18 protein-coding genes are annotated in these 20395 nt (G+C 72.2%); 10 read left to right on the top strand and 8 right to left on the bottom strand.

The genetic code is table 11. The features are described from left to right. The first annotated feature begins 37 nt into the window (after positions 1 to 37). Positions 38 to 1624: a S8 family peptidase gene (locus IE134_RS00335; protein ID WP_030711258.1), complete on the top strand. Its 1587-nt coding sequence runs from the start codon at positions 38 to 40 to the stop codon at positions 1622 to 1624. A gap of 115 nt (positions 1625 to 1739) precedes the next feature. On the opposite strand, the gene IE134_RS00330 is transcribed toward IE134_RS00335, so the two are convergent. Continuing rightward, on the bottom strand, positions 1740 to 3167 hold the full coding sequence (locus IE134_RS00330; RefSeq protein WP_030711259.1) for a glycoside hydrolase family 18 protein: 1428 nt from the start codon (positions 3165 to 3167) through the stop codon (positions 1740 to 1742). A 266-nt stretch (positions 3168 to 3433) separates the two neighbouring features. Here IE134_RS00330 and IE134_RS00325 point away from each other — a divergent pair, with 266 nt between their 5' ends. From IE134_RS00325 to IE134_RS00305, 5 genes are all read left to right on the top strand, one after another. Continuing rightward, positions 3434 to 4186 (top strand): GntR family transcriptional regulator, encoded by a 753-nt coding sequence (locus IE134_RS00325; RefSeq protein ID WP_030711260.1) that lies wholly within the window; start codon positions 3434 to 3436, stop codon positions 4184 to 4186. Positions 4187 to 4383: 197 nt separating this feature from the next. Then, on the top strand, positions 4384 to 4584 hold the full coding sequence (locus IE134_RS00320; RefSeq protein ID WP_010063321.1) for a hypothetical protein: 201 nt from the start codon (positions 4384 to 4386) through the stop codon (positions 4582 to 4584). A 224-nt stretch (positions 4585 to 4808) separates the two neighbouring features. After that, positions 4809 to 5213 (top strand): NUDIX hydrolase, encoded by a 405-nt coding sequence (locus IE134_RS00315; protein WP_030711262.1) that lies wholly within the window; start codon positions 4809 to 4811, stop codon positions 5211 to 5213. Positions 5214 to 5352: 139 nt separating this feature from the next. Further along, positions 5353 to 5811: an ATP-binding protein gene (locus tag IE134_RS00310; protein WP_030711264.1), complete on the top strand. Its 459-nt coding sequence runs from the start codon at positions 5353 to 5355 to the stop codon at positions 5809 to 5811. Positions 5812 to 6025: 214 nt separating this feature from the next. After that, positions 6026 to 8593, top strand: a complete 2568-nt coding sequence (locus tag IE134_RS00305) for a SpoIIE family protein phosphatase (protein ID WP_030711266.1) — start codon at positions 6026 to 6028, stop codon at positions 8591 to 8593. Positions 8594 to 8609: 16 nt separating this feature from the next. Here IE134_RS00305 and IE134_RS00300 read toward each other — a convergent pair whose 3' ends face one another. Both IE134_RS00300 and IE134_RS00295 read right to left on the bottom strand, forming a co-directional pair. Further along, the gene (locus IE134_RS00300) at positions 8610 to 9323 is read right to left on the bottom strand and encodes a PspA/IM30 family protein (protein ID WP_030711268.1); all 714 of its coding nucleotides are present in this window, start codon (positions 9321 to 9323) and stop codon (positions 8610 to 8612) included. A 58-nt stretch (positions 9324 to 9381) separates the two neighbouring features. Continuing rightward, positions 9382 to 11469 carry a TPM domain-containing protein gene (locus IE134_RS00295; protein ID WP_189429900.1) on the bottom strand — a complete coding sequence of 696 codons (2088 nt, stop codon included), beginning with the start codon at positions 11467 to 11469 and terminating at the stop codon, positions 9382 to 9384. A gap of 348 nt (positions 11470 to 11817) precedes the next feature. Between IE134_RS00295 and IE134_RS00290 the strand changes: the two genes are divergently transcribed. Together IE134_RS00290 and IE134_RS00285 are read left to right on the top strand one after the other, a co-directional pair. Then, on the top strand, positions 11818 to 13476 hold the full coding sequence (locus IE134_RS00290; RefSeq protein WP_030711273.1) for a glycosyltransferase: 1659 nt from the start codon (positions 11818 to 11820) through the stop codon (positions 13474 to 13476). 8 nt (positions 13477 to 13484) lie between these two features. Next, positions 13485 to 15038, top strand: a complete 1554-nt coding sequence (locus IE134_RS00285) for a DUF6056 family protein (RefSeq protein WP_189429330.1) — start codon at positions 13485 to 13487, stop codon at positions 15036 to 15038. Between the two features lie 6 nt (positions 15039 to 15044). Here the strand turns inward: IE134_RS00285 and IE134_RS00280 are convergent, their stop codons facing one another. Next, positions 15045 to 15557, bottom strand: coding sequence for a MarR family winged helix-turn-helix transcriptional regulator (locus IE134_RS00280; protein ID WP_098894810.1), 513 nt, complete (start codon positions 15555 to 15557; stop codon positions 15045 to 15047). Positions 15558 to 15706: 149 nt separating this feature from the next. Between IE134_RS00280 and IE134_RS00275 the strand changes: the two genes are divergently transcribed. Next, positions 15707 to 16132: a Rid family hydrolase gene (locus IE134_RS00275; RefSeq protein ID WP_030711279.1), complete on the top strand. Its 426-nt coding sequence runs from the start codon at positions 15707 to 15709 to the stop codon at positions 16130 to 16132. Positions 16133 to 16160: 28 nt separating this feature from the next. Here the strand turns inward: IE134_RS00275 and IE134_RS00270 are convergent, their stop codons facing one another. Next, a complete protein-coding gene (locus tag IE134_RS00270; protein ID WP_098894809.1) occupies positions 16161 to 16847 on the bottom strand; it encodes an SDR family NAD(P)-dependent oxidoreductase in 687 nt (228 codons plus the stop codon). A 119-nt stretch (positions 16848 to 16966) separates the two neighbouring features. Here IE134_RS00270 and IE134_RS00265 point away from each other — a divergent pair, with 119 nt between their 5' ends. Continuing rightward, positions 16967 to 17575, top strand: coding sequence for a TetR/AcrR family transcriptional regulator (locus IE134_RS00265; protein WP_098017951.1), 609 nt, complete (start codon positions 16967 to 16969; stop codon positions 17573 to 17575). Between the two features lie 28 nt (positions 17576 to 17603). Here the strand turns inward: IE134_RS00265 and IE134_RS00260 are convergent, their stop codons facing one another. The 3 genes from IE134_RS00260 to IE134_RS00250 form a co-directional block, all read right to left on the bottom strand. Next, positions 17604 to 18581, bottom strand: coding sequence for a glycoside hydrolase family 6 protein (locus IE134_RS00260; protein WP_030711283.1), 978 nt, complete (start codon positions 18579 to 18581; stop codon positions 17604 to 17606). A gap of 210 nt (positions 18582 to 18791) precedes the next feature. After that, positions 18792 to 19805, bottom strand: a complete 1014-nt coding sequence (locus IE134_RS00255) for a TY-Chap domain-containing protein (RefSeq protein WP_189429328.1) — start codon at positions 19803 to 19805, stop codon at positions 18792 to 18794. 71 nt (positions 19806 to 19876) lie between these two features. After that, positions 19877 to 20203, bottom strand: a complete 327-nt coding sequence (locus tag IE134_RS00250) for a hypothetical protein (protein WP_098894806.1) — start codon at positions 20201 to 20203, stop codon at positions 19877 to 19879. Between the last annotated feature and the right edge of the window lie 192 nt (positions 20204 to 20395).

The raw sequence follows: 20395 nt of genomic DNA, 5'->3' as shown, positions 1-20395 counted from the left end.
CCCCACCAGAGCACCGCCTATGAGGAGGACCCCTCACATGTCAGTGACGCGTCACACCCCCCAGGCCCGTCGAAGACTCGCCGCGGCGACCGTCATAGCCACCGCAGCCGCCGTCGCCCTCGCCACCGCCGCCCTTCCGGCGACCGCGGCCGAGCGCGCCCCCGAAGGCGTGATCCTGAACGCGGACGCTCCGGGCACCATCAGCGACAGCTACATCGTCACGCTGAAGGACTCGGCCGCGAAGTCGGACTCCGCCAAGGGCAAGGCACTCGCGAAGAAGTACGGCGCGAGCATCGAACGCACCTACCGCTCGGCCCTCAACGGCTACGCGGTCGAGGCCACCGCCGCGGAGGCGAAGAAGTTCGCCGCCGACCCGGCCGTCGCGTCCGTCTCGCAGAACCGCACCTTCACGGTCTCCGCCACCCAGACCAACCCGCCCTCCTGGGGCCTCGACCGCATCGACCAGCGGAGCCTCCCGCTGGACCAGCGCTACACCTACCCCGACAAGGCCGGCGAGGGCGTCACCGCCTACGTCATCGACACCGGGGTACGGATCAGCCACAGCGACTTCGGCGGCCGCGCCTTCAACGGCTACGACGCCATCGACAACGACAACGTCGCCCAGGACGGCCACGGCCACGGCACGCACGTGGCGGGCACCGTCGCGGGCACCGCCCACGGTGTCGCCAAGAAGGCGAAGATCGTCGGCGTCCGGGTGCTCAACAACCAGGGCTCCGGCACGACCGCGCAGGTCGTCGCCGGTATCGACTGGGTGACGGCCAACGCCGTCAAGCCCGCCGTCGCCAACATGAGCCTCGGCGGTGGAGCCGACGCGGTCCTCGACGCCGCCGTCCAGCGGTCCATCGCCGCCGGCATCACCTACGCCGTCGCCGCGGGCAACGAGTCGACCAACGCCAGCACCAAGTCCCCGGCGCGCGTCGCCGAGGCGATCACCGTCGGTTCGACGACCAACACCGACGCCCGCTCCAGCTTCTCCAACTTCGGCGCGGTCGTGGACATCTTCGCGCCCGGCTCCTCGATCACCTCGACGTGGAGCACCAGCGACACCGCCACGAACACCATCTCCGGTACGTCGATGGCCAGCCCGCACGTGGCCGGCGCCGCCGCCATCTACCTCGCCGACAACCCGGGCTCGACCCCCGCCCAGGTCTCCGCCGGACTCGTCGCGGCCGCCACCACCGGCGTCGTCACCAACCCCGGCACCGGCTCGCCGAACCGCCTGCTGCACGTGGGCCCGGGCGGCACCACCCCGCCGCCCGGCAAGAAGTTCGAGAACACCACCGGCTACGCGATCAACGACAACGCCACGGTCGAGTCCCCGGTCACCGTCACCGGCATCACCGGCAACGCCCCGGCCGCGCTCCAGGTCCCGGTCAACATCTCCCACACCTACATCGGTGACCTGCGGATCGACCTGGTCGCACCCGACGGTTCGGTCTACAACCTGAAGGCGTACGGCTCGGGCGGCAGCAGCGACAACGTGGTCACCACGTACACGGTCAACGCCTCCTCCGAGGTCGCCAACGGCACCTGGAAGCTCCGGGTCAGCGACAACGCCCGCGCCGACACCGGCCGGATCAACAGCTGGGCGCTCCAGTTCTGATCCCGCCCCGGCGGTGAACCACCGCACAGCGTGAGACAGCGTGAGAAGGGCCGGGACGGTCGCGTCGTGCGACCGTCCCGGCCCCTTCGGCCGTTCAGCGACGGGATCGGTGCCGTCAGCGGCGGTTGAGCGCCCGGTCGACCGTGGTGACCAGCTCGGCGTTCTCCGTGTCGCCGTCCAGCGACCAGAACATCGCCCCGCCGAGCCCCTTGTCCCGGACGTACGCGGCCTTGGTGCGCAGCACCTGCGGGTCGTCGTACGTCCACAGCGTCGTGCCGTCGAACAGCCACGCGTGGCCGTTCTTCACATCACGGTGGATCTTGTACGTCCCCGAAGCGGCCAGCTTCTTCAGGACCTTGTAGTCCTCGTAGCCCGCCGCCCAGGTGGCCGGCGCCGGGGCCGTCGCCGGCTGACCCAGGCCCGTACCGCCGCCGGTCACACCGGTCCAGCCCTGGCCGTACGTCGGCATGCCCACCACGATCTTGTGCTTGGGGGCACCGCGGCGCACCCAGTCCCGCACGGTCTGGTCGACGCTGAAGTCGTTCCGTGCGTACAGGGCCGACTGCTGGGCCGTCTTCTTCTCGCCCGATACGTGGTAGTCGTAGCCCTGGATGTTGACGAAGTCGAAGTCCTTCATGAGGCGCTTCACGTCGAAGCCCGCGTCGATGGCCTTCGGGTTGGCCGGGACGTACGCCGACAGGTCGTAGTGCTTGGGCTTCGGCTTGTGGTGCCCGTGGCCGTGCCCCTTGCCCTTGCCCGACTTCTCGGCCGCCTTCTCCTTGGCCCTCGCCTCGCTCTTCGCGTGGGCGTCGAGCTGGTCGCGGAACTCGCTGATCAGGGCGGTGAAGTTCTTCTTGTCCTCCGGGCGGAAGACGGTGCCCTCGTTGGCCGGCGAGCCGGGCCACTCCCAGTCGACGTCGATGCCGTCGAAGAGTCCGGCCGCCGCGCCGTCGCCGCCGCGTGCGCCGTCCTGCGGGAGGTTGCCCTTGATGTACAGGTCGATGCAGGAGGAGACGAGCGCCTTGCGGGAGGCCGCGGTGCGGACCGCGTCGGAGAAGTGGGTGGACCAGCTCCAGCCGCCCAGCGAGATCATGACCTTGAGGCCGGGGTGCTTGGCCTTCAGCTCGCGCAGCTGGTTGAAGTTGCCCGCGAGCGGCTGGGTGTCGGTGTCGGCGACGCCGTCCACCGACCCCGCCGCGTCGAGCGGACGGGCGTAGTCCGCCCAGGCGTCGGCCTGGCCGGGGATGTTGCCGGTGAAGCACTTGCCCTCGGCGCTGACGTTGCCGAAGGCGTAGTTGATGTGGGTCAGCCTGGCCGCGGCCCCGCTGGTGTCCAGGTCCTTGACCTGGAAGTCGCGTCCGTAGACGCCCCATTGGGTGAAGTAGCCGATGTTCTTGTACGCGGGGCGCTGGTGGCCCTTGCCGCGGTCGCCGCCGTCGTTCCGGTCGTGGCCGGTACCGGCCGTGGCCGCGGGCGCGGCGCCTGCCAGCAGGGCCAGGGCGACGCCGGCGATGGTCATTCGGGACAGGTTTCTTCGACGCATGGGGCTCGTTCCTGTGCGGAAGGGGCGGGGGAGCCGTGCTGTGCACAGGAAGGTATTGGTCTGGACCAAAAATGGTCAAGAGCGCCGGAGTTGCCGGACGTCGCGGACGCGTGGACAGGGGCGGCGAGGGGCAATGATTCCGGGGTCGGGGGTATGCGTGGGCCGCCACAAGATCATCACATTGGGTGAAACTCTGGCCCATGCTTGCGGTATACAACCCACGGTTGTCAGGCTGTCGCAGACTGTCAACCTGTTGGGAGTGGCCTGTGACTTTCGGTGAGCAGCCCGCCTATCTGCGCGTGGCGAGCGATCTCAGGGAGAAGATCGTCAACGGCGCGCTGCCGCCCCATACCCGCCTGCCGTCGCAGGCCCGCATCCGCGAGGAGTACGGGGTCTCCGACACCGTCGCCCTGGAGGCGCGGAAGGTCCTGATGGCGGAGGGGCTGGTCGAGGGGCGCTCCGGTTCCGGCACCTATGTGCGCGAGCGCCCCGTGCCCCGCATGATCGCCCGCTCCGGCTACCGACCGGACAAGGGGGCCAGTCCGTTTCGGCAGGAGCAGACGGCCGAGGGGGCGCGCGGGACCTGGGAATCCAGCAGCGAGCAGGAGGGGGCGAGCCCCGAGACCGCCGAGCGGCTGGGTATCGAGCCGGGCGACCGCGTGATGCGCACGCACTACGTCTTCCGGGAGGCGGGTGAGCCGATCATGCTCTCCACCTCCTGGGAGCCGCTCGCCATCACGGGCCGCACGCCCGTGATGCTGCCGGAGGAGGGCCCGTTGGGCGGCTGCGGGGTGGTCGACCGCATGGCCGCGATCGACGTCGTCGTGGACAACGTCGCCGAGGAGGTCGGTGCGCGCCCGGGGCTGGCGGAGGAGCTCCTGGCGCTCGGCGGTGTGCCCGGCCATGTGGTCATCGTCATCGGGCGTACGTACTACGCGTCCGGCCGGGCCGTGGAGACGGCCGACGTGGTCGTCCCGGCGGACCGGTACCGGATCGCGTATCACCTGCCGGTGCGATGACGTGAGGTGACGCCTCGTCGGGCGAGCACAAGGGGGCGCATTCTGTGGATGCGCCCCCTTTCGTGATGGCCGGATGTGTATCTCTTTGTGCAAAGGTGCCTGCACTGAGTGAAGGTCAGGCGTACGCTCGGGCATATGCGTACTGCGGTTTCCTGGGGATCCTTAGAGACGTGCACGCCGGTGGGAAGAGGGGCGATATGCGGGGGAGCGACACGATGAGCGAGAGCGGCGCCGTGCTCCCGTGGCAGGTGATACGGCAGGACGACGGCGGCAACCGCTACCGCGTGGGCCGGTACGCCACGCAGGCCGAGGCCCAGAAGGTCGCCGACGGCCTCGACCACCGCCATCACCATCAGGTCTACCGGGTGGAGCGCGTGGGCCAGGGGACCGGTCCCTGACGGACGTCCGCCCCCGTGGGGCCCTGAGGACGGCCATCGTGCCGTCCTCAGGGCCCCACGGGCTTTCCGGGCCCCTCGGCGCACGCGTGCGCGCTCCGCTCCCGCATCGCCCGTATTCCGCGCGTCGCCGCCCCGGGCGGTAGGGTCCGGCCCGACCGGAGCGCGGAAGCCTCCGGCGGAACGGCGCCGCGAGCGGGGCGGAGTGATGACGGAGTGGTGACCAGGTGACGTCGGTGCTGATCGACACGGTGGCGTGGGTGCGGATCGAGGGCGGCAGGATCCTCTGCGCGCGGCCCCGGGGCAAGGACGTCTTCTACATCCCGGGCGGCAAGCGCGAGGGCACGGAGACCGATCTGCAGACCCTCCTGCGGGAGATCGAGGAGGAGCTGACGGTCGGCCTGATCCGGGAGACCGTCGTCCACGCCGGGACGTACGAGGCCCCCGTCGACGACCGGCCGGGCGCCGCCGTCGTCCGGATGAGCTGCTATTACGGCGACTACCGCGGCACGCTCGCCGCGAGCAGCGAGATCGAGGAGGTGGCGTGGTTCTCCTTCGCCGACCGGGCCCTCGTGCCGCCCGTGGACCAGTTGCTCTTCGACGACCTGAAGGCGACGGGCGCGTTGAACTGACCCGCCGACCGGTGACGGGGGTGGGGCGTACGCCGTCTGCACCAAACACCCGGTTGCGCGGTAGTGCGCAATCAATGGTGGGTATGGGCTGTTTAGTCCCCATTTAGATCGGGGGTGCGCCCGCGGTCGTCCCTGGGAAGTGATCGGCGTGATCGATACCGAAGGCGACTGCGCCGAGTGGACCTTCGCGGCCGAGCCCGGTTCCGTGCGCAGCGCCCGGCACGCCGTCCGGGGCGCGCTGGGTTCCTGGGGACTCGACGCGGTGGTGGGTGATCTGGCGGTCCTCCTCGTCAGCGAGCTGGTGACCAACTCCCTCCGGTACGCCTCCGGCCCCATCGGCGTACGCCTGGCCCGTACGTACCCCGACGGGGACCCTCACCCCGCCGATCACGCGGCAGCCGACCACCCGCCCGCCACCCCGGGACTGCTGGTGGAAGTCTCCGATCCGCTTCCGGATCCACCCACCGAACGCAGTGCGGGACCCGACGACGAAGGCGGCCGCGGACTCCAGCTCGTGGCCTGTTCCGCACGTCGCTGGGGGACCCGTCGCGGAAAGAGCGGCAAGACCGTGTGGTTCGAGCTGGCTCTCCCTGGTTAGGAGAGTGGAGGGAAGCACAGCGATCACCAGAGGTCGGGCAGAACCTGGCTGAAAGGGACTGAGACCTTGCTGTGATCGTGAACGCCGTGTCGGTCGGGGCCGTAGTGCTGAATACTGCGGGCAGGACCGGTCCGGTGCGTGAGCTGGAGGGGACGGTCGCGTGAGCGAAATACCTGGGACAACGGGCGACGCCGTCGGGACGGCCGGTGACGTCGTGTGGCAGAACAGCCCGCCCGGCTCGATCTATGACTACATCAGGGTGGCCTCCTTCTCGATCGGCCCCGACGGTCTGATCGAGCAGTGGAGCAGCCGGGCCGCGGGTCTGTTCGGCATGACCTCGACCGAGGCGGTCGGCCGCGACCCGGTGGAGGCCTTCATGCCCGCCGAGCTGCGCTCGGACGGCCACCGACGGGTCGGCGAGATCCTCGACGGCAAGGAGTGGACGGGCCTCGTCCCGTTCCGGATGCCGGGCGAGGGCGGGGCGCACGGCGTCGCCGAGGTCTATGTGATGCCGAGTCTGACGGGCCAGGGCGAGCGCGCCGCGCTCTGCATCGTCGTCGACGTCCGGGCCCTGCGGCGCATCGAGACCGACCTCGCCGCGTCACAAGCCATATTCGGCCAATCTCCCTTCGGCTTCGTGCTGTTCGGCACGGACTTCGCGGTCGTCCGGGCCAACCAGCGCTTCGCCACGGTCTTCGGCGGCGCCGCCGATGACCACCGGGGCCGCACGGTGGAGGACTATCTGCCGCAGGCCGAGGCCGACCGGCTGTCCGCCACCCTGAAACGGGTCCTGGAGACCGGGGAGTCGGTCACCGACCTCCAGCTCGTCGGCACCGCTCCCGGCACCACCGAGCGCCGCCACTGGTCCATGAACCTCTACCGGGTGCACAGCGGGGCCGGCCGCCCCGTCGGCATCGCCGGCCTCGCCACCGACGTCACCCGCCGGCACATCGCCGCCCGCGAGGCCGCCAGCGCCCGCCGCAACCTCGCCCTGCTCAACGAGGCCAGCGCCCGCATCGGCAATTCCCTGGACCTGGAGACCACCGCCCGCGAGCTCCTCGACGTGGCCGTGCCCGGCTTCTGCGACCTCGCCGCCGTCGACCTCTACCAGGGCCTCCTCACCGGCGAGGAGGCCGCGCCCGGCAGTTGGGCGCCCGCCCACCGCGAGTCCGCCGGAGGCTCGGCGGAGCTGCGCCGGGTGGCCCACGCCAGCGCGGTCGCCGACGCCCTGCCCACCGCCGTGGCGGGCAGCGGGCCCCCGGGCCCGGACGACCTGCCGCCCGCGCTCGGCTCCGTCCACCGCTTCCCGTTCGGCTCGCCCTGCGCCGTCGCGCTGCGCTCCGGCCGGGTCGAGGACGTCCCCGGCGACGAGATGGGCTTCGTGCAGTCGACGCTCGCCGTGCCGATGGTCGCCCACGACACCGTCGTCGGCCTCGTCCAGTTCTCCCGTACGAAGGGGAGCGAGCCGTTCGGCGAGCGCGACCGGGCGCTGGCCACCGAGCTGGCCGCCCGCGCCGCCGTCTGCATCGACAACGCCCGCCTCTACCGCCGCGAGCACGAACGCGCCCTGATCCTCCAGCGCAGCCTGCTGCCGCCCGGCGACCCCGAGGCCGCCGGACTCGACATCGCCTGCCGCTATCTGCCCGGCAACACCGCCACCGAGGTCGGCGGCGACTGGTTCGACGTGATCGAGCTGCCCGGCCACCGCACGGCCCTCGTCGTCGGCGACGTCATGGGGCGCGGCCTGCGCGCCGCCGTCGCCATGGGCGAACTGCGCACCGCCGTGCGGACCCTGGCCCTCCTCGACCTGGAGCCCGCCGAAGTGCTCTCCGCCCTCGACGAGGTCGCCCGCGGCCTCGGCTCCCCGGGCGGCGGCGAGCGCAGCGAGGGGCTCGGCGGCCGCGGGGGAGCGCAGTGGCCCTCCCGCGCCGCGCAGAAGTCCCGCGAGGCGGACCTCTCCGAGGTGTATCTCGCGACCTGCGTGTACGCGGTCTACGACCCGGTCACCCGGCGCTGCACGTTCGCCAACGCCGGGCACATGCCCCCGGCCGTCGTCGAGCCCGGCCGGCCCGCCCGCCTCATCGACGTACCGCCGGGCATGCCGCTGGGTGTCGGCGGCGAGCCGTTCGAGGAGGTCGAGGTCGAGCTCGCCGAGAACGCCCTGCTCACCCTCTACACCGACGGCCTCGTCGAGTCCCGGGACCAGCCGCTGGACGAAGGTCTCGCGGCGCTGCGGGCCGTCCTCACCGGCCCGCAGATGGAGCTGGAGGACGCCTGCGACTTCGTCCTCTCCACCCTCGACACCCAGCACGGCGAGGACGACATCGCCCTGCTGATGGCCCGCATCCAGGGGCTGCCCGCGGAGGCGGTCGGCGACTGGACGCTGCCGCGCGAACCCCGCTCGGTCGGCCGGGCCCGCGAGCTGGCCCGCGGCCAGCTGCTCGCCTGGGACCTCGACGACCTGGTCGACACCACCGAACTCCTCGTCAGCGAGCTGGTCACCAACGCCCTGCGCTACGGCGAGGGCGAGATCCGGCTCCGGCTGCTGCGCGACCGGACCCTGGTCTGCGAGGTCTGGGACGCCGGTCTCGTCCAGCCGCGCCGCCGCCGCGCCCGCGACACCGACGAGGGCGGCCGCGGGCTCCAGCTGGTCGGCCTGCTCAGCGCCGCCTGGGGGTCGCGCCGGACCCCGCGCGGCAAGACCGTCTGGTTCGAACTGGCCCTGCCGGACGGGGAACCGGCCGCCGAACTCTCCGTGGAGCAGCTGCTGAGCATGTACTGAGGCCCGCTCGGTCCGGCTACGCGCCCGTCTTCAGGGCCGCCAGCCGGGCTTCCACCTCGGCGCTGTCGCCCAGGCTGTCCAGCTGCTCGAACTGGGCGTCCAGCGAGGAGGCGGCCAGCTCCTGCTTGCCCAGGGCCTTCGCCTCCTCGCGGCGCACCTTGTCCTCGAAGCGGCTCAGCTCGCTCGTCGGGTCGAGGACGTCGATGTTCTTCACGGCGTCCATCATCTGGTTCTGCGCCTGGGCGGACTTCGAACGGGCCACCAGCTCGTCGCGCTTGGCCTTGAGCTCGGAGAGCTTGCCCTTCATCTGGTCGAGCCCCGTCTTCAGCTTGTCCACGACCTCCGTCTGCGAGGCGATGGTGGGCTCCGCCGTCTTCGCCTCCTGCTCGGACTGGAGCTGACGGCCCAGCGCCACCTTCGCCAGGTTGTCGAACGTGTCGGCCTCCGCCACCGACCCGGCCCCGCGCAGCTCGTCGGCCTTCCGGCTGGCCGCCAGCGCCTTGCCGCCCCACTCGGCCGCCGCCTCCACGTCCTCCTTGTGGTCCTGCTCCATCAGCCGCAGGTTGCCGATGGTGGCCGCGACCGCCTGCTCGGCCTCCGCGATGTTGTTCGTGTAGTCCCGGATCAGCTGGTCCAGCATCTTCTGCGGGTCCTCGGCCTGGTCGAGGAGGGCGTTGATGTTGGCCTTCGCGAGCTGGGTGACACGGCCGAGGATGGTCTGCTTGGTCATGGGATGGCTCCTTGGAAGTCGAGACGGTTCACGTTGTGGTCCTGTTCTGCCGGTCGTTTCAGAAGCGGCCGCCACCGCCTCGCCGCCCCCGCGTTCCGCCGCCGCCGAAACTGCCCGGCCCGCCGCCGAAGCCCCCGGACCGGCCGCCGCCGAAGCCGCCGCCCATGCCCCCGCCCCGGCCGCCGCCACCCCCGAACAGGCCGCCGAGGATGATGCCGCCGAGCACCGCCCCGCCCATGCCGCCGCCTCCGCCTCCCATCCCGCCGGGGCCCTGCATCGAGCCGAAACCGCGGACGTCCTGCTCGGCCAGGGCCATCGCCTGCCCGGCCAGCGCGTCCGCCTGCCGTGCCTCCGCCAGCGCCCCCTGCGCGTCTGTGGCCGACAGCTCCCGGGCCGCCTCCCACCGCCGCTGCGCCTCGGCCAGCCGGGTACGGGCCTGGCTGCCGACCGCGCCCCGGTTGGTCGTGATGAAGTCGGCCGCCGCCCCGATCGCGGACCGGGCGGTGAGCATCGCCTGATCGAGGAGGGACCGGGCCTTCGCCTCGCCGCGCTCCTGGTCCCGGGCCCCCGCCAGCGCCTCGTCCAGGGCCGCGTCCGCCTCCTCCACCCGCCGCAGCGCGTCGATCGGGTCGTACGGCCCCGCCGCCATCGCGCCCCGTACATCGGCGAGTACGGTCTCGGCGCGGGCGATCCGGCCGCGCAGATCGGCGGTCGAGGCCCCCTCGGCGGTCCCTTCCAGCAGCCCGCCCGCGTCCGCGAGGTCGGTATCCGTCTCGGTCAGCGCGGCCGGCAGCTTCCGGGCCGCCTCGCCCAGCTCCGCCGCCCGCCGGTCCACCGAGTCCAGCAGCGTGCCGGCCTGGCCCACCGCGCCCTCGGCCGCCCGGATGTACACGGCGGCCCGGGAGTTCTCGCCGCCGTCGACCGCCGTACGGGCCTCCTCCACGGCGGAGCCCGCGAAGACGAGCCGGTCCTTCGCCTGCTCGACGTCGGCCGCCACGGGGGCGGCGGCGCCCTCCCCGTACCGCTCGCGCAGCCCGGCGACGCCCGACTCGGCCGCCGCGACCCGCCCGGCGAGGTCGCGCTGGGTGGCGTCCACGGTGGCCAGGGCCTGCGGAGCGGTACGTTCCAGGGCGCGCAGCCGGTCGAAGTCCTCGGAAACGGTGTCGAGCCCCTCGTTCGCGGTGGCGCACCTCCGCAGGATCTCGTCCAGCATCCGGCGGCGGGTCGCGTCGTCCTCGGGGAAGGCGTCGTCGAGCTGCTGGCGCAACCGGAACGACTGCGTCAGCTCGTCCTTCGCCCGCGCGACCGCCTCCGTGAACGGCTTCGCCGCCTCCTCGCCGAACTGGGCGGTGGCGAAACCGAGTTCCTCCTCGCTCGTGCGCACCGCGTCGTCGGTGTCCACCAGTACCTGCTTGGCCTGCGCGTCCAGCTCCGGCAGCGGCGTCGGCGGCTCCGGCGCACCGCCCGCCCCCGCGCCCCGGCCCCACCCGGTGGCCGCCGGGGTGGTGCGGGTCGTCGTACGCCGTTTACGCCGGGCGTACGCGTAGACGCCGACCGCGCCCACGCCCGCGACGACGGCCACCGGAAGGATGAAGTCGCGGGCGCCGGTCGAGTCGGAGCCGCCCGTTCCGGGGTCGGCGGGGCCCGGGGTGATCGCGGGGGCGGTCACGGGGCGGCCGGCCAGGACGGAGGCGTAGCCGTCGGCCGCGCCGATCGCCGCCCCCGCCCAGTCGTTCTCCCGCAGCGCGGGCTCGATCGCGGTCCCCGCCACGTCCCGCAGCTGGGCATCGGTGAGCCGGGAGTCCACGTCGACGGAGTAGGCGTACTGCCGGTCGTGGGTGGCGACGGAGAGCAACACGTCGTCCTGGCCCAGACCGTTGCGGTCGGCGGTCTCGTCGCTCCAGGTCTGTCCGGACCGGCCGGAGAAATCGCGTACGTACACCACGAAGAGCTGGATGCGCTGCTCGTCGTACAACCGGTCGAGGGCGTCCTCCACCCGCCCCGTCCGGTCGCCCAGGGCCCCGACCCGGTCGGTGATCTGCCCGTCCCGGGACAGCTCGACGGGGTCGTCGGCGCGCGCGGGCACGGCGGCGGGGAGCACCAGCCAGCCCACGGCGAGCAGCGCCGAGACCAGGGCGGCGGGCAGGGCGACGAGCGGTGCCGAGGCCAGGGCGGCGAGCGGGCCGGTCTTCCGTGGCGGTCGAGGAGACGTCACGTTTGCGAGGCTATGTCCGCCTTTTCGCCCCCGCGACCCGGCGATCCACCGAACCGCATCCGCCGTCCGCCTGAGCGGTTGTGCCGGTCCGCCTCCGCTGTTCGCATGAAAGGGCGGCGGAAAGCGGTCCGCCCGTGCGTGTACGGAGAGACGGAGGCCGCCGCCCGTCGTCAGATGGGGCGGACGTGGCGCGACCCGGGCCCCGGCGCCGGAGTCCGACGGCGCAGCCGCCGGTCAGGGACCCGGCCCCACCAGACGCCCGAAGTCCGGAGGTGGCGAGTGACTGGCCTTCAGCTGTCGGTCGTCGTGCCGTGTTTCGACGAGGCCGAGGTCATCGAGTCCTTCCACGCCGCGCTGCTCGGCGTCCTGGACCCCCTCGGGGACAGCTTCGAGATCTGTTACGTCGACGACGGCAGCCGGGACCGCACCCGCCCCCTGCTCAACGCCATCGCCGCCCGTGACCCGCGCGTCCACTACACCGCCTTCAGCCGCAACTTCGGCAAGGAGGCCGCCATGCTCGCGGGCCTCCGCATGTCGCGTGGGGCGGCCGTGGTCATCATGGACGCCGACCTCCAGCACCCGCCCGAGCTGATCCCCCGCATGCTGGAGCTGCACCGGCACGGCTACGACCAGGTCATCCCGCGTCGCGACCGCACGGGCGAGGGCATGGTCCGCAGCACCCTCAGCCATACCTACTACGCGCTCGTGCGCCGCTGCATGGACGTGGAGCTGATCGACGGCTCGGGCGACTTCCGGCTGCTGTCGCGGCGGGCGGTGGAGAGCGTGCTCTCCCTCCCCGAGAGCAACCGCTTCTCCAAGGGGATCTTCTCCTGGATCGGCTTCGACACGGTCACCTTCCGCTACCGCAACAGCGAGCGGGTGGCGGGCCGGTCGAAGTGGGGCAGCAGGCGGCTGCTGAACTACGGCATCGACGGACTGCTCTCCTTCAACAACCGGCCGCTGCGCCTCGCGATCTACACCGGCTTCTGGGTCTTCGTCTCGGCGCTGGCCTACGCCCTGTGGACCGTCGTGCGCGTCGTCCTGCACGGCGTGGACACCCCCGGTTACGCCACCCTGCTCATCGCCGTCGTCGCCCTGAGCGGCATCCAGCTGGTGACGCTCGGGGTCATCGGTGAGTACGTGGGCCGGATCTACCACGAGGCGAAGCACCGCCCGCCGTACGTCGTACGGGAGACGGACGCGACCTGCCGGGCGGTGCTGCCGGACAGCCCGCCGCGCACGCAGCTCACCAGGGACACGCAGCCGCCCGGCGGCGGGCAGCTTGGCGGGGACAAGCAGCTGAGCGGCGGCAAGCAGCTGACCAGGGACAAGCCGCTGAGCGGGGGCCGGGCGATCACCGGAGACCCCGCGCTCACCGATGGCGGAGGCCCGGCCGAGAGCACCGCCACCGAGTCGGCCACCGGCCCCGCCGCCCCGGGCCCTCCCGCTTCCCCGAGCCGGTCCCGTACCGTCCGCCAGTTCGGCAGTTTCATCCTCATCGGCTGTGTGAACACCGCCGTCTACCTCGGCGTCTACGCCTCCCTGAACCGCTGGATCCCCTATCTGACCGCCCACGTCATCGGCTACGTGATCAGCATCGTGTGCTCGTTCCTGCTCAACTCCTACATCACCTGCCGGACGCGGCCGACCTGGCACGCGTTCGTCCGCTATCCCCTCTCCAGCATGGTCAACCTGGTGGCGTCCGGGGCGCTGCTCTACGGAGCGGTCAGCGGCCTCGGGATGGACAAGAACCTCGCCGCGCTGGCCGCCGGAGTCATCGTCACGCCGATCTCCTTCCTGCTGGCGCGGTGGGCGATCACCTCCGGCCAGACCAAGGCGGCCCGCGCCGTGGCGGAGGCGGGGAGAGCCCCCGCCGAACCGCTGGCCGGCCGCCCCGCGCCCGCGACGCTGCCCACCCGCTCGCCCCAGGACCGGTGAAGGACGCGATGTCCGACGACGTGCCCGTGACCGCGGCCCCGACCGGCGGCGCGCAGGAGACGACCGTGACGGACCAGGCAGGGCGGAACAGGACAGGGCGGACCAGGGCCGAGCGGGACCGGTCCGGGCGCCCGGCGGACCACCCCTGGACGGCGCTCTGGGTGAGTGCCCTCGCGCTCCCGCCGCTCGCCCTGCTCGCCGCCGCGTCCTGGTTCGGGCGGTGGGTGCGGCCCGGCGCGGACGACTGGTGCTTCCTGCCGCGCGTACGGGACGACGGCATCAGCGGCCTCGTCGGGAAGTTCTACCTCGACGACAACGGGCGGGTCGCCAACGCGCTCCTGGTCGGCGCCTACGCGAAGTTCCAGGTCGCGGGACACCAGTGGTACCCCCTGATCAGCGGGGTGCTGGTGCTCGCGGTCCTGTGGGCGGTAGCCGTCCTGGCGCTGCGCCGGGCCGGGCTGCGCACCCCGCGCGGGATGCCGCTCCTGCTGGCGGTCATGACCACCGCGCTGTTCCTGTTCGTCACGCCGAACACGTACAAGACGTTCTACTGGCCCGCCGCGTCGGTCTCGCACACGCTGCCGCCCGTCCTGGCCTGCGCCGCGCTGATTCCGCTGCTGCTCGCCCGTACCCGGCGGGGGCGGGTCGTCGCGATCGCCGTCGCGGTGCTGATGGCGGCCTTCCTCGCCACGCTGTCCGAGGAGACGGCGATCGTCGTGGTGATGGTGCTGCTGGCTGCGCTCCTCCTCTCCGGCCGGGTCGTCCCCGCCGGAGACCGGGGATTCGTCCGCCTGTGGTGCGCCGGAGGCATCGCCGGGACGGCGGCCGGGGCCCTGGTCCTCATCACCTCACCCGGCTCCACGACCCGCAGGGAGCGCTTCGGGGCGGAGACCACGTCCCTGCTCGCCCCGGACTCCCTCGCCGCGTCGCTGCGCGCGTTCGTGGAGATCACCGTCACCGTGGTGACGACCTGGCAGTACGTGGGCGCGGTCGCGGTGGGCGTCCTGCTGGGGCTGCTGTGCCGCAGGGCGGACGGGACGACGCCCCGCCCGCCCGCGCACTGGCCGTTGCTGACCGCCGCCGGGCTGGTCACGCTGCTGGTCTCCGGCTACCTGTGCACGGTCATCGCGTACCCGGTGTTCCGGGACCGGGTGAGCGACCCGAGCGCCAACCGGCTGTGGAACGACTACCTCCTGCTGTACGTGATCCTGCTCGTCGGCGCGGGCGCCCTGCTGGGCCTGGCCGCCCGCCGGTACGTGCGCCGCACCGCCCCGGCGAAGGCGGTGTGCGCCGCGCTCTGCGTCCTGGTCTGCGTGGGCCCGGCGATCGCCCTGACCGACCTGGACACCGCGATGCGGGCCCGGGCCGAGAAGTGGGACGCCCAGGACCGCCGCCTGCGCGAGGGGGCGGCGGCCGGGGAGCGGGTCCTGCCGTACGAGCGCCTGGTGATCAGCCAGATGCTGGAGCCGTTCAGCGAGGGCGGGGAGCGGTACTGGCCGGGCGGCTGCGTCGCCGACCTCTACCACCTCGACCGGGTCACGGACGGGGCCAGAGGGCGGTGACGGCGGTCAGCCGAAGTCGTCGGGCACGATCCGCATCTTCTCCGCGATGCGGACGAGCGCCTTCTGGTCGGCCGTGTTCAGGGAGTCAAGGACGAGGCCGCGCACGGCGCGCAGGTGTGTGGGGGCCGCCTCGCGCACGATGTCGAAGCCCGCGTCGGTGAGTTCGGCGAGGGTGTAACGCCCGTCGGCCGGGTCGGGGGTCCGGACGACCCAGCCGCGCTGCTCACACCGTTTGATGACGTTGGAGAGCCGGGAGAGGGACCCGCTGGCGAGGAAGGCGAGCTCGCCCATCCGCAGTTTCCGCCCGGGGGCCTCGGAGAGATGGCTGAGTACGAGGTACTCGAACAGGGTGATGCCGTGCTCCTGCCGCAGCGGCGACTCCAGCTTGCCGGGCAGCAGCAGGACCAGGGAGATCAGCCCCGTCCACGCCGCCTTCTCCTGCTCGTCGAGCCAGTGCGGCTGCTCGTCGTCCGCCTGCCCGCTCGTGCGCTCCACCTCGCGCCCGTCCGTCCCGCTCATGGGCCTCTCCGTGCCGCTCATCGGTCTTCCCGTCCCCTCGATGTGCTCCCCGATGACTTTGCGCTTGAAGTCATCGCTTGCTACAGTTACTTTACGCGTGAAGTCATGGAAGCGGAAACGCACCCTCGGGTGCGGAGAGAGGAAGCATCATGAGCACCGTCACCTTCGGCGTCGTTCCGGGCTACGGCGAGAAGCTTCACGAGGCCCTCGGCTACAGCGGCGCCGTCCGCGTCGGGGACCGGGTCGAGATCTCCGGTCAGGCCGGGGTCGACGACGACCTGTCCATCCCCGACTCGCTGGAGGACGAGATCGTCCGGGCCTTCGACAACGTGGAGCGCACGCTCGCCACGGTCGGCGCGACCTGGAAGGACGTCATCCACGTGAACTCGTACCACAAGGTCGCGCCGGGGGAGGACGTCATCGGCGAGGACCACAACCGGGTCATGGCCGAGCAGTTCCGCCTCCGTCTCGGCGGCCGTGCGCCGATCTGGACCGAGACCGGCGTCACCGTCCTCGGGCTCGCCGCCATGCGGGTGGAGATCCGCGTCACCGCCATCGCAGGCTCCGGAGCCTGACCGCCGCCCCGGCGCAGGACCTGGGTGCCTACCAGGGCAGCACCCCGGCCTCGTCCTGCAAGGTTCCCGTCGGGCCGTCCGCGTCGAGCGTCGCGAACCGTACGACGACCCGGGCGCTCTCCTCGGGGGAGCGCCCGATGCCGAACTCCGCGGTCATGTCGGTGGCGGTCGGGCCCGGCTCGACCGCGTTGAACCGGATGCCCGGCTCGGACTTCGCGTACTGGACCGTGAGCATGGTGGCCGCCGCCTTCGAGGCGGAGTAGAGCGCCAGCGGCAGCGTGGACTCCACCCGGTCGGGGTTGTTCACCGCCCAGAACGACCCGGCGCTGCTGGAGACGTTGACGACCGTGGCGTTCGAGGACGCGCGCAGCAGGGGGAGCGCCGCCTCCGTGACGCGGACGATTCCCACCGCGTTCGTGTCGAAGACCCGCAGGGCCTTGGGGCCGTCGACGTCCCCGTGTCCCAGGAGGCCCGCGTTGTTGACCAGGACGTCGAGCCGGCCCTCGGCCGCGCCGATCGCCGCCAGTGCGCTGTCCACCGACGCGTCGTCGGTGACGTCGAGCCGGACGAACCGCGCGCCGAGTTCAGCGGCGGCCTTCTCGCCCCGCTCGACGTCACGGGCGCCGATGTAGACGGTGTGGCCCAGTTCCGCGAGCTGCTTGGCGGTCGCGTAGCCGATGCCCTTGTTGGCGCCGGTGATCAGGGTGACGGTCATGGTGTTCCCCGGATTCCGTAGTCGTCGAGTTCCGTGGTCATCGATTTCCGTAGTGATCGATGCGGAACTTCACCGTAGCACTTCTGCATCGGTCACTACGGAAGACGTAGGATGAGGGGGTGGAGACGAGGAAGAAGGGCCCGAGCGGCCGGCCGAGGGGGTTCGACGCCGACCAGGCGCTGGAGCGCGCGATGCTGGTGTTCTGGGAGCACGGCTACGAGGGCGCCAGCCTGGCCGCGCTGACGGACGCGATGGGCATCTCCGCCACCAGCGTGTACGCGGCGTTCGGCAACAAGCAGGAGCTGTTCCGCAAGGCCATGGAGCGCTACGCCACCGGCCCCAGCGACTATCTGGTCCGGGCCCTGGAGCAGCCGACCGCCCGCGGCGTGGCCACCGAGCTCCTGGCCGGCACCATCCGGACCACCACCCGCCCGTCCGGTCCGCAGGGGTGCCTGGGCGTCCAGGGCGCGCTGGCCGCGAGCGACTCCGGGCGCGAGGTCCGCGACCTGCTCGCCGACTGGCGGAACGACAGCTGCTGCCGGATCCAGGAGCGGTTCCGGCGGGCCGCCGACGAGGGCGACCTGCCGCCGGGGACCGATCCGGCGGTGCTGGCCCGGTACGTCACCACCCTGGCCTTCGGGATCGCGGTGCAGGCCGCGAGCGGAGTCTGCGGCGACGAGCTGCGGGCGATGGCCGATGCCGCTCTGCGCACCTGGCCGCCCGTCTGAGGGAGGCGGACGGCCAGGTGGACCGCACTCAGTACCCGTAGATCATCTTGTACGCGACCTCCGGCAGGAACTGCCCGGCCACGGAACCGGCCCCGACCCCGCAGTTGCCGTCCGACTCGCCGGGGGTCTTCAGCCACAGCAGCATCTCGGCCCCGCCGCCCGTCTGGCTGACGGCTCCCGTCCTGCGTCCGCCCGGGTTGCACCACTCACCGTTGGAACCGTTGCCGTTGCGGCTGGTGTCGATGACGTACGGCTTCGTGTAGCCGTAGGACGCCGACAGGGAGCCGTTGACGGCGTTGCCGTACGCGGAGTTCTCGCCGGTGGCGTAGTAGTTCGAGATGTTCAGCGTGAAGCCGTGCGCCTGCCGTGCTCCCGCGCCGTCGAGGTGCTGCGCCATGGTGTCCGCGCCGATCCAGGCCGGGTTTCCGGCGTCCAGGTAGGTCCAGGTGTTGGGGGCGTGCGCGGTGAACTGGGCCAGCGCGTCCCGGAGCATCCCGTTGCGCTCGTCGATCTGGGCCTGGCTCAGGCAGCTGAAGTCGCCCAGCGAATCGGGCTCGATGACCACCAGTGCCGGCCGCGAGCCGATGGCCGAGGCGAACGCGGAGATCCAGGTGCGGTACGCGCTCGGGGTGCCCGCGCCGCCGCCGGAGTGGCCGCCGCAGGCGTCGCGCCCGGGGATGTTGTACGCGATGAGCACGGGCAGCTTGTCGGCGGCGTCGGCCGCGCCCACGTACGAGCTGACCGCCGCGCCGATGTCCCCGCTCCAGGCGCCGAACCAGCGGGCCATCGGCCGCGAGGCGATGTTGTCGCGGATGGCGGCGGCCCGGCCGTCACCGGGGTTAGCGGCGGCCCAGGCGGCGGGCGTCGAGTGCGGGTCGGTGTAGAACCCGCTGGTCATGCCGATGGGGTCGGCCTGGGCGGAGGCGGCGGCCGGCTGTCCTGAGGTGAGGGGGAGCAGGAGGCAGGCGAAGGCCGAGGTGGCGAGCGTGCGCAGAAGTCTCTTCATGACTGCGGCCCTTCTGTGGGAGCGCTCCCAATCTGCGGCGGCGGAACGGTGGGGGAGGGAGGCGCCCGAAGTGGGGTGGTGGGGGTGATGGAGGTGCGTACGGCGGGCCGGTGGGGGCCCGGTCCGCGACTGCCGCCGTCAGTCGAGACGGTGACAGCGGGGCGCGGCGCTGTCAATGAGTCCGGCAACGACGGCCCCACGCACGGGAGTTCAGGCGGCTGGGTGGTGGGCGCGGGGGATCCCCAGATCCGGCAGGTCGAGGTGGAGGCCGCGCCCGCGACCGCTCATGGTCCCGTCGTAGGAGAGGCCGGACAGATCGACGCCCAGCTGCCGCAGCTCCTCGACGAGCATGCGGGCGGCCGTCACCGCGTGCGCGGGGTCGTCCATGGCGTCGGGGAACCGGCGCTGCCAGATGGAGCGGGAGAACTCCCAGCCGTTCCGTGCCAGGCGGGCGGGGTCGGCCGCGTCCGGCCGGTGCAGATGGCCGGTGGCCTCGACGACGAGGCTCAGATCCTGGCTCCAGCACTGGACGAAGCGCTGGGGATCGCGGGCGTCTCCCAGGTGCAGGATGAACCTGCCGGGGAAGAACGGGGTGTCGTGGTCGAGGGACCGGAGGGTTTCGGCCAGGCGCTTCTCGACCTGCTCCCAGGTGGCGCCGGGCAGTTCTGGCGAGGCGGGCGGCAGTTCGGCAGGTTCGGCGGCACGCCAGCGACCACGGGAGTAGCCGCTCCCGGCTCCATCGCTGTCCGTTGCGGAGGGCAGGAGTTCGCAGCTCACCTCGCCCCCGTCGTGCGAGTGCACGAGGATGCTGGTGCCGGGGCGCCGCCACAGCATCCACGGTCCCGAGTCGCCTCCCCACAGCGTGGGCGGGCCCAGCTCGTCCTCCATCACCCACCAGGCGGCACGGATGAAGCCGGCGGCCGTGGCCAGGTCCTCGGGCGGCAGGTCGACGACGCGGACGTTCAGCTTGCGGAGTTGCTCGGGCTCCGAGGCGTCGGCGATCAGGGTGCCGTATCCGGCCGAAGGCCCCTTCCGGGGAGCGAACCTGCGCCGGACCTGGCCGGCGACCTCCTTGGGATCCCGAAGTTCCCATCCCAGCGACGACGTTGCGCGCTCGACATCGGTCAGGCTCCAGGAGCCGAAGTGGAGCGGTGCGACCTCTCTCACGAACGTACGGAATATGTCGTCGTCGAGCCAGTTGCCGCGAGGGATCATGTTCTCCATGCGCCGGACAGTAGCGGTCCGGTACGACAGGGGCCGATGGCGACGTCACCACGCTCGGGCGGAGCAGCGGCTCACCGCTCCCCGTGACCGTCGAACCAGGTGAGCCCGTCGCGCCACCGCCGGTCGCGCTCCCGCCCCGACTGCTCCCACCACGGGTCGCCCCGCTCGCCGAGCGCGACCTTCGCCCGCTGGACGCGGTCACGCGCCCGGCGCAGCCCGGCATCGTCCGTCGCGCGCTTCGCCTCCCGTACCGCCCGCCGCGCCGCCATCAGGTGGGAGCGCAGGGCGGCGGCCGCGTCCTCGGGGACGGTGGGGTCGGTCGCCCGCCAGCGCCGCCCGTTGATGATCACGTACCGTCCGTCTTCCGTCCGGTCCGGGCCGCCGCCCCCGGGCGGCATGTCCTCAGGCATGCCCTCATGATGCGCCGGATTCCGAGCGACTGCCCGGAGTCGCGAGGGCGACACAGGCCGGAGTCGTAAGGGCGACACCGGGCGGAGTCGTGAGCGCGGTGGAAGGGTCGAGGTGTGCGCATCTGCCGGATGGGTACCCGAATGTCCGCCCGGTGGTCCTGCGGTCGTTTCCGTCTCGCA

The sequence above is a fragment of the Streptomyces rubiginosohelvolus genome, from assembly GCF_014649875.1.
GTDB lineage: Bacteria > Actinomycetota > Actinomycetes > Streptomycetales > Streptomycetaceae > Streptomyces > Streptomyces rubiginosohelvolus.
The sequence above is the reverse complement of the archived record's forward strand: the minus strand, read 5'-3'. Positions and strand labels throughout refer to the sequence as shown.